12 protein-coding genes are annotated in these 15,010 nt (G+C 68.5%); 5 read left to right on the plus strand and 7 right to left on the minus strand.

The window, feature by feature from the left end:
* Positions 1 to 190: 190 nt before the first annotated feature.
* From mltA to ABNQ39_RS07475, 3 genes are read left to right on the plus strand one after another with little or no spacing between them, the layout of a single operon-like run.
* A complete protein-coding gene (gene mltA / locus ABNQ39_RS07465) occupies positions 191 to 1,333 on the plus strand; it encodes a murein transglycosylase A (protein WP_376959725.1) in 1,143 nt (380 codons plus the stop codon).
* On the plus strand, positions 1,330 to 1,872 hold the full coding sequence (locus ABNQ39_RS07470) for a GNAT family N-acetyltransferase (protein ID WP_376959726.1): 543 nt from the start codon (positions 1,330 to 1,332) through the stop codon (positions 1,870 to 1,872). Before mltA ends, ABNQ39_RS07470 begins: the two co-directional genes overlap by 4 nt.
* A 57-nt stretch (positions 1,873 to 1,929) precedes the next feature.
* On the plus strand, positions 1,930 to 2,694 hold the full coding sequence (locus tag ABNQ39_RS07475; RefSeq protein WP_376959727.1) for a TrmH family RNA methyltransferase: 765 nt from the start codon (positions 1,930 to 1,932) through the stop codon (positions 2,692 to 2,694).
* A gap of 13 nt (positions 2,695 to 2,707) precedes the next feature.
* Here ABNQ39_RS07475 and ABNQ39_RS07480 read toward each other — a convergent pair whose 3' ends face one another.
* Positions 2,708 to 5,257 carry an HWE histidine kinase domain-containing protein gene (locus ABNQ39_RS07480; protein ID WP_376959728.1) on the minus strand — a complete coding sequence of 850 codons (2,550 nt, stop codon included), beginning with the start codon at positions 5,255 to 5,257 and terminating at the stop codon, positions 2,708 to 2,710.
* Positions 5,258 to 5,651: 394 nt separating this feature from the next.
* On the opposite strand from ABNQ39_RS07480, the gene ABNQ39_RS07485 reads away from it, so the two are divergent.
* Complete coding sequence (locus tag ABNQ39_RS07485) at positions 5,652 to 6,266, plus strand: NUDIX domain-containing protein (protein ID WP_376959729.1); 615 nt, start codon at positions 5,652 to 5,654, stop codon at positions 6,264 to 6,266.
* A gap of 47 nt (positions 6,267 to 6,313) precedes the next feature.
* Positions 6,314 to 7,219, plus strand: a complete 906-nt coding sequence (locus ABNQ39_RS07490; RefSeq protein ID WP_376959730.1) for a LysR family transcriptional regulator — start codon at positions 6,314 to 6,316, stop codon at positions 7,217 to 7,219.
* Between the two features lie 30 nt (positions 7,220 to 7,249).
* On the opposite strand, the gene recN is transcribed toward ABNQ39_RS07490, so the two are convergent.
* The 6 genes from recN to ABNQ39_RS07520 form a co-directional block, all read right to left on the minus strand.
* Positions 7,250 to 8,926: a DNA repair protein RecN gene (gene recN / locus ABNQ39_RS07495; RefSeq protein ID WP_376959731.1), complete on the minus strand. Its 1,677-nt coding sequence runs from the start codon at positions 8,924 to 8,926 to the stop codon at positions 7,250 to 7,252.
* An 8-nt stretch (positions 8,927 to 8,934) separates the two neighbouring features.
* Positions 8,935 to 9,750, minus strand: coding sequence for an outer membrane protein assembly factor BamD (locus tag ABNQ39_RS07500; RefSeq protein ID WP_109449154.1), 816 nt, complete (start codon positions 9,748 to 9,750; stop codon positions 8,935 to 8,937).
* A 126-nt stretch (positions 9,751 to 9,876) separates the two neighbouring features.
* Entirely contained in the window at positions 9,877 to 10,602 is a 726-nt protein-coding gene (locus ABNQ39_RS07505) for a protein phosphatase CheZ (protein ID WP_246307267.1), read from the minus strand.
* A gap of 207 nt (positions 10,603 to 10,809) precedes the next feature.
* Entirely contained in the window at positions 10,810 to 11,892 is a 1,083-nt protein-coding gene (locus ABNQ39_RS07510) for a protein phosphatase CheZ (protein WP_376959732.1), read from the minus strand.
* A 113-nt stretch (positions 11,893 to 12,005) separates the two neighbouring features.
* Entirely contained in the window at positions 12,006 to 12,371 is a 366-nt protein-coding gene (locus ABNQ39_RS07515) for a chemotaxis response regulator CheY (RefSeq protein WP_012974572.1), read from the minus strand.
* A 245-nt stretch (positions 12,372 to 12,616) separates the two neighbouring features.
* Entirely contained in the window at positions 12,617 to 14,671 is a 2,055-nt protein-coding gene (locus tag ABNQ39_RS07520; protein ID WP_376959733.1) for an aminopeptidase P family protein, read from the minus strand.
* Positions 14,672 to 15,010 lie beyond the last annotated feature (339 nt).

Genomic DNA, 15,010 nt, shown 5'->3' on the forward strand with positions numbered 1-15,010 from the left:
CTATCCGAAAGTGCAGGTTGGGGATTGACGACTCGGGGTAACCACCGGCACAAACAATCGGGTGATGTGACCTTGCCGTGACCGGACCGCCAAGGGCGGGAAAACGGTCGGGGGTCTTCGACGGACATATCGGATGCTGGTGGCGGAGTGCGCGATGGCGGCTGCGGCTGGAGTGGCGTGTGCGCGTGACGTGAAGAAAGCCGCAGGCCATAGCCTGCGGATGGCGCTGATCGGCGGGCTGCTGGCGACGCTGGCGGCCTGCGCCGGCACCGCCCCGACGGTGGACGGGCAGCGGCGGACCGCCCAGCGCCCGACCTGGGATCAGGTCTCGCCCGATTTCCGCCATCTCGCCGGCTGGATCGACGACGACCACGCCCAGGCGGTCCCGGCGGTGCAGCGGACCTGCGGCTGGGTGAAGAACCAGCCGCCGGGCAAGTCGCTGGGGCAACTGCGCGCCGCCGGCACCACCGACGACTGGCGCGCCATCTGCGCCGCCGCCCGCGACCTGCCCCCCGGCGACAGCGAGGCGGCCCGCCGCTTCTTCGAGACCTTCTTCACCCCGCGCGACGTCAGCAACGGCGAGAACGGCCTCTTCACCGGCTATTATGAGATCGAACTGCACGGCAGCTGGACCCGGACCGAGCGCTACAACGTTCCGCTTTACCGTACGCCGCCCCGCGGCAGGAACGGCCTGCCCAGCCGCGCCCGCATCGAAAACGGCGCCTTGAAGGGCAAGGGCCTGGAGCTGATGTGGGTGGACGACCCGGTCGACGCCTTCTTCCTGGAAATCCAGGGTTCCGGCCGGGCGATCATGGCCGACGGCTCGGTGGTCGGCATCCATTACGCCGGCCAGAACGGTCACAGCTATTACCCGATCGGCCGCCATATCATCGACATCGGCGACGCCACGCCGGAACAGATGTCCTTGCAGACGATCCGGCGCTGGCTGAAGGACCATCCGGCCGAGGCCCAGCGGGTGATGAACCTCAACCCCTCCTACGTCTTCTTCAAGGTGAAGCCTGAGGTCGGCGCCCGCGGCGCCCGCAACATGGAGCTGACCCCCGGCCGCAGCCTTGCGGTGGACGCCGAGCATATCCCGCTGGGCGTCCCGCTGTGGCTGGAGGTGCGCGACGCCCCGGTGCCGGGCGGTGCCATCAACCGGCTGGTGATGGCGCAGGACACCGGCGGTGCCATCAAGGGCCCCGTGCGCGGCGACCTGTTCTGGGGCCATGGCCCACAGGCGGAGGAAGGGGCCGGCGTGATGAAGGCGCGCGGTCACTACACCATGCTGGCGCCGCGCACCCTGTCGGTCGAGACCGCCCAACGGAAATGACCGCCGGGGACCGCATCCGGCTGGAACGGCTGACCGCCCTGCCCGACCGTGGGGCGGCGCTGGCGGCATTGGAGGAGATCTTCTTCGCCTCCACCACCCGGACGGAGTTCGCCTCCGCTGCCGAGCGCGCCGCCTTCCTCGCCACCTGGACCGGCTGGTTCGTGGACGAGGCACCACGGGACATCTGGGTGGCGGTGGCGGCCGACGGACCGGTCGTCGGCTACCTCACCGGCTGCAAGGACAGCGCCGGCTCGGTCGAACTGGCCCGGTGCGTCCCGAAATACGAAGTCTTCGCCGATCATTTCGCCGCCTACCCCGCCCATTTCCACGTCAATGTCCGGCCGGGTTGGCGGGAGCATGGGCTGGGGCGGCGGCTGGTCGACCGCTTCGCCGAGGATTGCCGGGAGGACGGCCTGCCCGGCGTGCATCTGGTCACCGCCGTCTTCGCCCGCAATGTCGAGTTCTACCAGCGCGCCGGCTTCACCGACGCCTGCCAGCGCGGCCCCCTGCTGTTCCTCGGCCGCCGCCTCAACACCTGACTTCCGCGGCGCTGCTGTGCTAGGCAGGGGCATCTCTCTGCCGGAAAGCCTGCCGCCATGACCCGTCCGCCCCTGCTGATCGAAAGCCCGCAGAACCCGCAGTTCAAGCTGTGGGAATCGGCGCTGGAAAGCCGTGGGCTGAAGAAGAACGGCAAGTTCCTGCTGGCCGGCCTGAAGACCGTTCCGGAGGCGCTGCGCCAGCATCAGGAGCGGTTCGAGCGCGTGCTGTTCACCGACCCGGCGCAAATCGCCGGCTGGCGCCTGCCGCCGGGGGTAGAGCCGGTGCAGCTGGCCCCGGCGCTGTTCCGGATGCTGGACGTGTCGGGCACCGGCTTTCCGCTGCTGGTCGGCGCCGTGCCGAAGATGCCGACCATCGACCTGTCGCAGCCGCCGCAGGGGCTGGAACTGCTGTGTGCGCTGGGAGATCCCAGCAACCTCGGCGCCCTGCTGCGCAGTGCCGCCGCCTTCGGCGTGTCGCGGATCGTCCTGTTGGAGGGGGCGGCGCATCCCTTCCACCCCAAATGCCTGCGCGCGGCGTCGAACGCCCAGTTCACGCTGACCCTGCTGCGTGGACCGCGCTGGACGGCGGTCAACGAGGCGGCGGGGCCGCTCTACGCCCTGGACGGCGGCGGCGAGGATCTGACCCGTTTCGACTGGCCGGCGGACATGCGGCTGATCCTAGGCGAGGAAGGCCAAGGCGTGCCGGTCGACTGCCCGGCAACGCGGCTGTCGGTGCCGACCACGGGTGCGGTGGAATCGCTGAACGCCACCGTGGCGGTCAGCGTGGCCCTGTTCGCACGCTATGCGGCGGTCAAAGGGTAAGGCGACGGGCGTCCTACCCCATCACCGACGCCAGCACCTGCACCACCTGATCCGACCCGTAGGGCTTCTTCAGCACCGGGACGTCGGCGAACCGCTCCGGCACCGCGACGCTTTCGCCATAGCCCGTCGCGAACACGAAGGGGATGCCCAGCTCCCGCAGCCGTTCGGCCACCGCCACCGACGTCTCGTTGCCCAGATTGATGTCCAGCACGCCGACCACCGGCGGATCCTCGTCGATCAGGCGCAGGGCGTGGCGGACGCCGGCGGCGGTGTTGACGCGGCTGGCGTTGAAGCTGAGCAGCACGTCCTCCGTCGCCATGGCGATGATCATGTTGTCTTCCAGAAGCAGCACCGGGCCGCCGATGGAGAAATCGGCCGCCGGCACCGAAAGGCTTTGCCGGTTCCCGCTGGGCAGGCTGTCGGCGATGGTGACGAACCGCGCCGGGATCATGAAGCGGGCGCGCAGGCCGGACAGGGCATAGGTCACCTCCGCCTCGCCTTGCAGGTCGTGGGGAACCGAGCGCTCGATCACCGTGGTGCCGAAGCCGGTGCGCGACGGCGCCCGCACCGGCGGGCCGCCATTCTCCTGCCAGTCGATCAGCAGCCGCCCGCCCGCATCGATGGACCAGTCGGCCTCGACCCAGCCGCTGCTGTCGCTGAGCGCGCCGTATTTGGCCGAATTGGTGGTCAGCTCATGCACCACCAGCGCGAAGACGGAGAAGGCCTGCGGCGCCAGCAGCACCTCCGGCCCGCTCAGCCGCACCCGCTCGCTCCTGGCCGACAGATAGGCGCCGATCTCCGCCACGATTAGGGCCCGCAGCGAGGCAGGCCCCCAATTGTCGGCGGTGATCTGGTCATGGGCGCGGGCCAGCGCCTCGATGCGGCCGGCGACGATGGCGGCGAACTGCTGCACCGTCTCCGCCCCGGACTCGCTCTGCCGCACCAGGGCGCGGACGAGGCTGAGGATGTTGCGGACACGGTGGTTCAATTCGGCGATCAGCAGCTCCTGCCGTTCGGTCGCCTCCTTGCGGGTGCGGCCGGCGACGTCGGCCAGCCGCAGCACCACCTCCAGCAGGGTCACCCGCAGGGATTCGGCGTTGCGCTCGTCCAGCTCGGTCCAGGGCTTGGAGCGGCCATGCACCGTCTCCTTCCAGGCTTCGAAGCTCTTGCGCGGGGTCAGGCGCGGACCATTAGGGCCGTACTGCGCCGGCTTGGTCGGGTCGCCGCCCCAGGTGACGGTGCGGACCAGCTCCTTGCGGAAGAAGACCAGATAATCGCGCGGCATCCGCGACACCGGAATCGCCAGCAGGCCGCAGGCCCGCTCGGTGAAATCGCGGGCCGGCGGATGCACCGCCCCAAGCTGGTCGGTCAGATAAATCTTGCTTGGCGGCGTCCGGTGCAGGAACCGCATGACGCCAAGCGTCTCCTCCCGCGTCGGCGTCTCGCCTTCCATATGCAGCTGGCCATCGATGCAGCAGGCGAAGCCGTCGCAGTCGATCAGAGCCCGCAGCTCCGTCGCGAAGGTGACCAGACTGTCCAGCGGCGATTCGCTGTCGGCCAGCATCGACATGATGCGGACATGGGCGCGGCGGGCCTGGGCCTCCTGCTGGCTTTCCTGCTCGCGCTCCCGCCCCTCCAGCAGCAGCGAGACCATCTGGCCGAACAGCTCGGCGGTGGTCCGGCGCTCGAAGGAGAGCGAGCGGGCATGGCGGTGGTGGCAGGCGAACAGGCCCCACAGCTTGCCATGCCGCAGGATCGACACCGACAGCGAGGCGTTCACCCCCATATTGCGCAGATACTCGACATGGATCAGCGAGACGCTGCGCAGCAGGCTGAGCGACAAGTCCAGCGGCTGGCCCATCGGATCGACCGTCGGCACGATCGGCACCGGCGGCGCATTCACGTCGGAAATGCAACGCAGCCAGCTTCGTTCATACAGGCGCCGGGCCTGCTGCGGGATGTCGGAAGCCGGATAGCGCTGGCCGAGGAAGCTGCCGATGCCGTGCACCGCCGATTCCGCGATCACCTCCCCCGCCCCGTCGTCGGCGAAGCGGTAGACCATCACCCGGTCGAATCCGGTCAGCGCCCGCATCTGGCGCGCTGCCTCGCGGCAGAAGGCGTCGAAGCCGCGGGTGTTCTGGACCCGCGCAATCATCGAGCGCAGCAGCGACCCCGAATCCTGCGGCCCCTCGCCCTCGCTCGGCTCCGCCTCGATGACGATGGTGGAGCCGGACAGATGGACCGCCACGTCGCAGACCGGGGCGATGTCCGACAGATGGACGCTGAAGGCACGCTCGACGCTGCCGTTGATGTGGGCGACCTGCAACCGGCCGCGGATGGTGTGCAACGCCTCGCCTGAAATGAAGGCGGCCAGCGGATGCCCGAGCAGATCGTCGGGTTCGACCCCCAGCCAGCGTCCGATGTTGGCCGAGACATGGACGACGATCCAATCGGCCGTGACGGCGATCAGGAAACCGGTCGGTTGGATCAGGCCCAGCTGGTGGATGGGCTCCCGGTCGCAATCGGTGAGGTCGACAGACCCCGTAGGAACCGGGCCACTCATCGAACGAAGACTTCAGACAAACGCGACCTCTAGCGGAAGCTGGACCGGCGTCGTTTGTCACGCGCAGCCAAGGGAATTCATCAACAATTTAGGCAGGAGTCTGGAACGCCGCAACGCTCCAAAATGGCTATTCCTACGTTCTAATTAAGGGCCGTTAACTTAACATAGGATAAGATTTGGAACGTGCTTGCGTATGATAATGACTATCGGCCTTTGGCTACACCGGCAGCGCTTTCGCTTCGTCGCAACTTTTCTTCAACTGAAAATAAGCATTGTTGCCGAAGGTCAGCGGCAGCCACAAATTTCCGCAAGGCGCCCTTTCATCTTCGGTGGGCTGCCCGCAAGCCGCTCATGACGCAGGGTAACGGTCGTTCAATGATTATCGGGATGCGCCATGACAATCCTTTTCCCTGCCGACGATTCCATTGCCTCGGACGAGCGCATCCGCATCCGCGAGGTCACGCTGCTGTCCGACGACTGGTATGTGCTGAAGAAAACCACCTTCGACTATCGGCGGAGTGACGGCAGCTGGCAGACCCTAAGCCGGGAGACGTATGACCGTGGCAATGGGGCGGCCCTGCTGCTCTACGATCCGACCCGCGGCACCGTGCTGCTGACCCGGCAGTTCCGCTTCCCGGCTTACGTCAACGGCCATGCGGAACCGCTGCTGGAGGTCTGCGCCGGCCTGCTCGACGACCGCAGCCCGGAGGAGGCGATCCGCGACGAGGCCGCCGAAGAACTGGGCGTGATCGTCCAGGCGCCGCGCCGGGTGTTCGACGCCTTCATGAGCCCCGGCTCGGTGACGGAACGGCTGGCCTTCTTCGTCGCCGAATACCGCGCCGCCGACCGCAGCGAGGGGGGCGGGCTTGCCGAGGAGGGCGAGGACATCGAGGTGGTCGAGTTGACCTTCGCCGATGCCCTTGCCATGGTCGGCAGCGGGGCGATCCTGGACGGCAAGACCATCATGCTGTTGCAGTATGCCGCCCTTCACGGCCTGCTGCCGCGGTGATGGCCTCCGCCCGCCCCGCCGGACCGGGCGATTCGGACGGGGATTGGATGATCGACGACGGAGGTCTGGGCAGCGGGGATCTCGACTGGGAGGACATCCGCGCCTTCCTGGCCACGGCACGGTGCGGCAGCCTGACCGGCGCGGCCCAGAGGCTGAGATTGAGCCCGCCGACCCTGGGCCGCCGGTTGAAACGGCTGGAGGACGCATTGGGCGGTCCGCTGTTCGACCGGCTGCCCAACCGGCTGGAGTTGACGGCGCTCGGCCGCTCCGTGCTGGACAGCGCCGCGGCGATGGGCGATGCCGCCGCGGCCTTCGCCCGCAACGCCGACCGTCTGGCCGCGACGGCACAGCCGGTGCGGGTGACGGCGACGACCTCCGTCTCCGCCTTCCTCACCCTGCATCTGGCCGAGCTGCTGGCGGAGACCGGCGCCGACCTGACCATCCTCAGCACCCGCAGCGCCCTGAACCTGGCCCAGCGCGAGGCCGACATCGCGTTGCGCATGGACCGGGTGCCGGTCGAAGGCGATCTAGTCACCCGCCGGCTGGGAGGCTTCGGCTTCACCCTCTATGCCATGCGGGGGCTGCGCGACGACTGGTCCGGACGCTGGGACGGCACGCCCGTGGTCGGGCTGCCGGAAACACGGCGGCGGCCATCGCAATCGGGATGGCTGGACGACACGGTCCGCGACCGCGGCGCCCGCATCGTCGCCCGGCTCAGCGAACTGCCGATGCGGCTCGATGCCGCCCGGCGCGGGATGGGGCTGACGTTGCTGCCTTGCGTGCTGGGCGATGCCGAGCCGACGCTGGTCCGCGTCGTCGATCCACCGGCCGCGCTCAGCGAGGACGTCCATCTGCTGGTCCACCGCCGGCGCGATGCGCCGGCGGTGGCCGCGGTGGTGGATGCCCTCGTCCGGCTGTTCCGCCGCCATGCCGAGGCGCTGGCCGGGGAGTGACACTCCTTTTCAGAGCATGCGCTCCGGGCGTCAGCCGCGGCCGGCGATCAGGCTGTCGGCCGCCGCACGGGCCTCGGCGGTGACGGTGGCGCCTGACAGCATGCGGGCAATCTCCTCGCGCCGCTCGTCGCCGTCCAGTTCGGCGACGCCGGTGGTGACCTGCTCGCCCTTCTGCGATTTCTGCACCTTCAAATGGACGGCACCGCGCGCCGCGACCTGCGGGCTGTGGGTGACGACCAGCACCTGCAGGCCATGGCCCAGCGTTTCCAGCCGCTCGCCCACCGCGGCGGCGACGGCGCCGCCGATGCCGGTGTCCACCTCGTCGAACACCAAAGTGCCGACGGTGGAGGTCTGCGCCAGCACCACCTTCAGCGCCAGCATGAAGCGCGCCAGTTCACCGCCCGATGCGATCTTGTTGAGCGCGCCCGGCGGCGAGCCGGGGTTGGTCGCGACCTGGAAGGCGACGCGATCGATGCCCGACGCGCTCCATTCCGACTCGTCGACCGGCTCGACCAGCGTGCGGAACTTCGCCTTCTCCATCTTCAGCGGTGCCAGTTCGCCGGCAACCGCCACGTCCAGCCGGCCGGCGGCCTCGCGACGGGCCGTGCCCAGCGCTTCGGCGGCCTTGTGGAAGACGGCGCGGGCCTGTTCGGCCTCCTTCGCCAGCTTGGCCAGCAGGTCGCCCTGATCCTCGATCAGCAGCAGGCGGCCGGCCATCTCCTCGCGCAGGGCGGCAAGCGCATCGACATCGACGCCATGCTTGCGGGCGGCGGCGCGCAGCGCGAAGAGCCGCTCCTCCAGCTTTTCCAGCGCCCGCGGGTCCATGTCGACGCCGCTGGAAACGGCCTGGAGAGAGGCAATCGCCTCCCCCGCCTCGGTCGCGGCACGGTCGAGGGCGGCAATCACCGGATCCAGCGTGCCGCCGGCCCGGTCGGCGATGCGGCTGAGCGTGCGGATGGCCGAGGACAAGGCGCGCTCGACGCCGCGGTCGCCCGACAGGTCGGCATAGGCGGCGTTCATGCCGTCGACCAGCTTCTCGCGATGCATCAGCACCGCGCGGGTCTCCGACAGTTCCTCCTCCTCGCCGGTCTTGGGAGCGAGCGCGTCCAGCTCGGCCACGGCGTGGCGGAGATATTCCTCTTCGGAGCGGGCGCGGGCGATGTCGGCGGCAGCGGAATGGCGCGCATCCTCCACCTGCCTCCAGGCCCGGTGGGACGCGGCGACCTGCGCCGCCTGGGCGGACAGGCCGGCATAGGCATCGAGCACGCCGCGGTGGGTCTGCGGGTTCAGCAGCCCATGGGTGTCGAACTGTCCATGCACCTCGACCAGCTCGGCGCCCAGCGTCTTCAACAGGCCGACGCCGACCGGCTGGTCGTTCACCCAGGCGCGGCTGCGCCCATCGGTGTTGACGGTGCGGCGGATCACCAGTGCGCCATCGCCGGAATCGGAGTCGAGACCCTGTTCCTTGAGGATGGCGAATGCCGGGTGGTCGCCCGAAAGCTCGAACTCCGCGGTCACGGAGGCCTGATCGGCGCCGTGGCGCACCAGGCCCGAATCCGCACGCGCGCCGAGTGCCAGCCCCAGCGCGTCGAGCAGGATCGACTTGCCGGCGCCGGTCTCACCGGTCAGGGCGCACAGGCCCTTGCGGAAGGACAGGCTCAATCGCTCGATCAGGACGACGTCCCGGATCGTCAGCGACACGAGCATGGAGCGTCCTAGAACAGGGAGTTCCAGGCTCGATTGAGCCAGGACTTCTCGTTTCGCTCGGGACGCAGATTGGCGTCCACCAGCAGTGCGTAGCTGTCCGTGTACCATTCGCTGCCGGGGAAGTTGTGGCCGAGCACGGCCGCGGCGGCCTTCGCCTCGTCGGTCACGCCCAGCGCCAGATAGCACTCCACCAGACGGTGCAGCGCCTCAGGCACATGGGACGTGGTCTGGTAGTTTTCAACGACGGCGCGGAACCGGTTGATCGCGGCGGTGTACTGATGCTGACGCAGGTAGAAGCGCCCGACCTCCATCTCCTTGCCGGCAAGGTGATCGTTGGTCAGGTCGATCTTCAGCTTCGCGTCGCGGGCGTATTTGCTGTCGGGGAAGCGGCGGACCACCTCCTGCAGGGCGTCGAGCGCCCGGCGCGTCATCCGCTGGTCGCGGCGCACGTCGGTGATCTGCTCGTAATAGCACAGCGCCCGCATGTAATAGGCGTAATCAACATCCGGGCTGCCCGGATGAAGCTGGATGAAGCGGTCGAGCGCCAGGATGGCGTCGTCGTACTTCAGATCCTGGTATTGGGCGTAGGCGGCAAGAAGCTGCGCCTTGCTGGCCGCATCCGCATAGGGATGCTGGCGCTCCACCTCGTCGTAGAGCTTGGCGGCCTTCTTGTAGGATTCCTCGCGCATCGCCGCGTCAGCTTCCGACATGAGCTGGTCGGCCGGACGCTCGACATACGCATCCTCCTTGGTGGAGGAGCAGGCGGAGAGGGCGGCGGACAGGAGAATGGCCGTCAGCGGCAGGCGGTACGGGCGAGGAAGCATCGTCGTCTTGGGCGCTTTCGAAGTTGCCCCTGTATAGCACGCCGGGGTAAGGGCGCCGCAAGCGGTAACGCGGGGGTGGGCGATATGCCCCTCCCCGCCCGCGGCGGAATTTGGATCGGAAGCGCCTTAGCCGAACAGCGCGTCGATGTCGGCCTGGCTGATGTTGCCGCTGTCGGGCGTGGCCTCGGCCGGCCCGTGCAGGTCCAGGTTCTCGTCCTTCTTGGTGACGGAGGGCGGCAGCGGCATCGCCTCGAACTCGCGCCTGTTCCACAGGCCCATCATCGCATCGACGCGTTCCTCGATGAAGGACATGGCGCGGACGACCTTGGTGATGCGCTGGCCGGTCAGATCCTGGAAGTTGCAGGCCTCATAGATGCGGACGATCACATCGACCATGTCGTTGACGCGGTCGTTGTGATAGCCCTCCGGCAGCGACGACTTCAGCTCCGACACCACCTCTTCCAGCTCTTCGGCGCAGGCCATGATGGTGTTGGTCGCGGCCTCCGTCGCGGAAACGACGGCGCTCAGTTCCTGGCTGGCCTGCTGGAACTTGTCGTCGCCGGCCAGCGGGTGGCGGATGGCGGCCATCTCCACCTTGGTCGCCTTGATCCGGCCGGAGATGTCGGCGATCTCCACCTGGATCTGGTCGATCTGCGCCGCATCCATGGTCAGGAAGCGGTCGAGCTTGGCGCCGAGATCGCCGATGGCGCGCAGCACCTCGGTGTTGTCGGCCTGAACCACCTGCGTCGGCGCCGGAAGCGCCGCCGCGGCGGCGCCATCTTCGATCAATGCCTGGAACGGGTGCCCGGATTTGCGGGCTTTCTGAAGCTCGGCCATGAAGGGCTTGGTCATCTGCTTCATCCTCGGTCCCGCCTCTCGGAAACGGCCGCCTTGTGGCCTGTGGTGATGGATGTCTGGTCGCGTGTCGGTTCTGCGTTCTGATCGGCTGACCTGCCCCATCCGGCCATCGGCGGGCTGGGGCGGTCAATCCGGGAAACCCATGAGGCTCTGTCGGCTCGGCTTTGTCGGCTTCGGAGTCCGTCGGCTTGGCGCCGACCCTTACCCAAACAGGGCGTCGATGGCCGCCTGATCCAGCGGGACCGGCGGCTCCGCCGCTGCGGGCGGCGGGGGCGGCGATGCGGGCTTGGAAGCGGCCTTCGCCTTCGGGGCGGCGCCCGGCGGCTTCGGAACCGGCTTCTTCGCCGGGGCGGGGGCGTCGAACATGCTGTCGATGTCGGACTGGCTCGCCACCGCAGGGGCGGCTGCCGGGGCATCGAACATGCTGTCGATATCCGCCTGGCTGGACTTGACCGGAGCGGCCGCGGGGGCCGCAGCGGGCATTGGCGCGTCGAACATGCTGTCGATGTCGGCTTGGCTCGACTGCACCGGAGCGGCGGCCGGAGGCGGCGGCGGAGCGGCGGCCGGAGCCGGACTGTCGAACATGCTGTCGACATCGGCCTGGCTGACGCCATGGCCATCCAGTTGCGGACCGTTCAGCAGATGGGCATCCGGACGGGTGTCCGTCTGCTCTTCCTTGACCATGATGCCGGCCAGCCCGTCCTCGCCCCAGATGCTGATCATGGCCATGACGCGCTGCTCGATATAGCGGAGCGCGTTGACGACCTTGCTGGTGCGCTGGCCGGTCAGATCCTGGAAGGAACAGGCGGTGAAGATGTCGTTGACCTGGGTGTCGATATCGCTGCAGAGCGCCGGATCGGCGCCGCCGGCCCGCAGCTTGCCCGACAGATCCATCAGCCGCTCGGCGGCGTTCAGGATTTCGAAGGACGCGCGTTCGGTGGAGATGACGATGGCGTCCAGCTCGTTGGTCGCCGACAATATCTTGTCGCCCGAGCCGTCGGGGGGACGCAGCGCCGCCACTTCCCGCCTCGCCTGCTCGATCGAGGCGGCCATCTCCATCAGCTCTCTGCGCAGAACGCCGACATGCTTGCCGGCCTCCACCGCTTCGTTCTGCCGGCTCCAGGAGTCGCGGAACTCCTGAAGCATGGCGCGCACTTCCTCCGTCGCGGCCCCGAGGGACCGCCGGTGGAGCCGCCGCAGGAATGCCCTGCCCTTCGCCGATCGGGCAATGGCGTCCTCGATCTGCTCGAACTCTTCATCGGACAGCTGCGGAAGCTGCTCCAAACCGGTCCACTCCCCAAACTGGATCAGCCGGCCGCCCCGCTGACCCGGGCGGCCGAACCGGGCGCCGGACGGCGGGTGCCGTCCTTGCTACCCCCACATCGCAAGCCCGAAGATCAGCCGCCGATGACGGCCTGGATCTTCTGCTTCAGCGTGTCGGCGTTGAAGGGCTTGACGATGTAGTTGTTCACGCCGGCCTGCTTGGCGGCGATGACGTTCTCGGTCTTGCTCTCGGCGGTGACCATGATGAAGGGCGTCGCCGCCAGCTTCGCATCCGCGCGGATTTCCTTCAGGAGCTGCAAGCCGGTCATCGGCTCCATGTTCCAGTCGGAGATGATGAGGCCGAACTTGCTCTCACGCAGCTTCGCCAGCGCCGACACGCCGTCGCCGGCCTCGTCGATGTCGGTGTAGCCGATCTGGGTCAACAGGTTCCGCACGATGCGCCGCATGGTGGCGTAATCATCGACGACGAGGATCTTCATCTAGACGTCTCCGCAATAATCCGTTGCCGGTGTCTGACCGGCCGTTACGCCCACCCGGCGCGGGGGCTGCGCCGTAATCCGGGAAGTGATGCCGACTGTAGTGCCCTAACTGCCGCCAAAAGTCATCCCCTTGGGTCACACTGAAGCAGCTGGGTAAAGAACGTGTTACCACGAGCGGCAACATCTTGCGGAATCAGGGGCACCCCCAGCCTCCGGCCGACAATTGATACAGCCGCCCGCTCCGCTCACAGGGGTGCGGTCGCCTGCGCCAGCCAGCCGCGGGCGGCATCGTCGAGCAGCGGCGACAGCGACTCGCGCACCCTTGCATGATAGGCGTCGACCCAGGCGGCCTCGGCATCGCTCAACAGCGCCCGCTCGATCAGCGCGCGGTCGATCGGCACCAGGGTCAGCGGCTCGAACTCCAACACCGGCCGCTCGGCCCCGGCCAGCTCACCCGCCAGATCTTCCACCGGCTGGACGACGATCAGGTTCTCGATGCGGATGCCGTAGGCGCCGGTCTTGTAATAGCCGGGCTCGTTGGACAGGATCATGCCCGGCTGCAAGGCGACGGTGTTGCCGACCTTCGACACCCGCTGCGGCCCCTCATGCACCGACAGGAAGCTGCCGACGCCATGGCCGGTGCCGTGGTCATAATCCAGCCCCGCCTGCCACAGCGGCAGCCGCGCCAGCACGTCCAGTTGCGAGCCGGTGGTTCCGCGCGGGAAGCGCGCGGTGGACAGGGCGATGTGGCCCTTCAGCACGCGGGTGAAGCGGTCGCGCATCTCCGCCGCCATCGCCGGGTCGGGCTCGCCGACCGCCAGCGTGCGGGTGACGTCGGTGGTGCCGTCCAGATACTGGGCGCCGCTGTCCAGCAGGAACAGGCTGCCCGGCTCCAGCCGGCGGTCGGTCTCCGGCGTCACCCGGTAATGGACGATGGCGCCGTTGGGACCGGCCCCGGCGATGGTGTCGAAGCTGACGCCACGGAAGCGCTCATTCTCGCGCCGGCAGGCCAGCAGCCGCTCCACCACCGCCAGTTCGGTCAGGCTGCCGGTCGGCGCCACTTCCGAGAACCAGTGCAGGAAGCGGACGAGGGCGGCACCGTCGCGGACATGGGCGGCACGGGTGCCGGCCAGCTCCGCCGCGTTCTTGCAGGCCTTGGGCAGGGCGCAGGGGTCGCCGTCGCGCTCCACCCTGGCGCCGGCCAGATGCAGCCGGTCGACGATCCAGGCCGAGGTGCAGGTCGGGTCGGCCAGCACGCGGGCGGAACCGCGGGCGGCGGCGTCGAGCGCGGCGCCGAACTCCTCGACCGGCCGGACCCGCACCCGATTGCCCAGATGGGCGCGGGTCTGCGGCGCCAGCTTGCGCGGGTCGAGGAACAGCTCCACCGACGCATCGGCGGACAGGATGGCGAAGGACAGCGGCAGCGGCGTGCAGGGCACGTCGGCGCCGCGGATGTTCAGCAGCCAGGCGATGCTGTCCGGCTGGGTCAGCACCGCGGCGGCGATGCCCTTCTGCCCCAGCTCGTCGGCCAGCCGGGCCCGCTTGTCGGCGGAGCTTTCGCCGGCGAAGGCCTCGTCCTGCGGCACCACCGGGGTGAGCGGGGCCGGCGGCTGGCCCTGCCACACCGAATCGAGCGGATTGTCCTCGCAGGCCACCAGCAGGATGCCGGCGCGCTCCAGGGCAGCGCGGGTCTTCTCCACCCAGCCGATGGTGTGCAGCCAGGAGTCGAAGCCGAAGCGTCCGCCTTCGGGCAGCGCCGCGACGATCCAGTCGGCCAGAGGGTCCTCGATCAGATGCCTGTACTCGTACAGCTCGGCCGGCACCTCGCTGCGGACCTGGAGGGTGTAGCGGCCATCGACGAAGATCGCGGCACGGTCGGTTGTCACCACCGCATTGCCGGCCGAGCCGGTGAAGCCGGTCAGCCAGCCCAGCCGCTGGGCGCGCGGCGGCACATATTCGCCCTGATGCTCGTCCCCGCGCGGCACGATGAAGCCGTCGAGGTCACGGCGCTTCAGCGCGGCGCGCAGATCGTCCAGCCGCTGCGCCGGACCGGGCTGGGCCGTCGGCGCCTCGGCGGCGAGCTGCGCCTTCAGCGCGTGGAGCTGTTCGGCCAGGGCCGGCGGGAGGCTTTCGCCAACCAGGACGGTCCAGGCGGCGGGCTCCTCCCCCTCCGGCGCCGCCAGCACGCCGGCCAGCAGCGCGCGGACATCGGCGGGAGACCGGCCGGTCCCGGCCTCGGTCAGCAGGGTCGCAAGGGCGTCGTCGCCACGATAGGCAGCGGAGGGAATCGCGCTGGGCACGGAACCTGTTCCTCGGAAGAGTGAATCCTGTGGACACAGGCTAGGCACGCCGCCGGTCCTGCGCAAGCGGCGGGGCGGCGGCCCTCCAATTCTCTCCGTAATTGCAGATTTACCATCGGCATAGCCGGCCCTGTCGAGGGTGACGCTGTCAGGCTCCAGCATCCGGGTACTTCATCGAAGGGACCTCAAGTAAATGCGACAAATCTCCTCCCGATGTCAGAATTTCTCTCTAATTTCACCAAAATGCGCAATTTTTGAATGCATTCGCAGGTGATTTATCACTTTAGTTCGATTTCAGAGCTTTCTTTTCTGCGGCGGAACGGTTGAGCTGACATTAGA

This window comes from Azospirillum sp. A26 (assembly GCF_042604635.1).
Classification (GTDB): domain Bacteria; phylum Pseudomonadota; class Alphaproteobacteria; order Azospirillales; family Azospirillaceae; genus Azospirillum; species Azospirillum palustre.

Bases quoted from the DNA above. Each gene is read 5' to 3' on its own strand.
- ABNQ39_RS07470 (WP_376959726.1), top strand. From the start codon at position 1,330: ATGACCGCCGGGGACCGCATCCGGCTGGAACGGCTGACCGCCCTGCCC.
- ABNQ39_RS07475 (WP_376959727.1), top strand. From the start codon at position 1,930: ATGACCCGTCCGCCCCTGCTGATCGAAAGCCCGCAGAACCCGCAGTTC.
- ABNQ39_RS07480 (WP_376959728.1), bottom strand. From the start codon at position 5,257: ATGAGTGGCCCGGTTCCTACGGGGTCTGTCGACCTCACCGATTGCGAC.
- ABNQ39_RS07485 (WP_376959729.1), top strand. From the start codon at position 5,652: ATGACAATCCTTTTCCCTGCCGACGATTCCATTGCCTCGGACGAGCGC.
- ABNQ39_RS07490 (WP_376959730.1), top strand. From the start codon at position 6,314: ATGATCGACGACGGAGGTCTGGGCAGCGGGGATCTCGACTGGGAGGAC.
- recN (WP_376959731.1), bottom strand. From the start codon at position 8,926: ATGCTCGTGTCGCTGACGATCCGGGACGTCGTCCTGATCGAGCGATTG.
- ABNQ39_RS07500 (WP_109449154.1), bottom strand. From the start codon at position 9,750: ATGCTTCCTCGCCCGTACCGCCTGCCGCTGACGGCCATTCTCCTGTCC.
- ABNQ39_RS07505 (WP_246307267.1), bottom strand. From the start codon at position 10,602: ATGACCAAGCCCTTCATGGCCGAGCTTCAGAAAGCCCGCAAATCCGGG.
- ABNQ39_RS07515 (WP_012974572.1), bottom strand. From the start codon at position 12,371: ATGAAGATCCTCGTCGTCGATGATTACGCCACCATGCGGCGCATCGTG.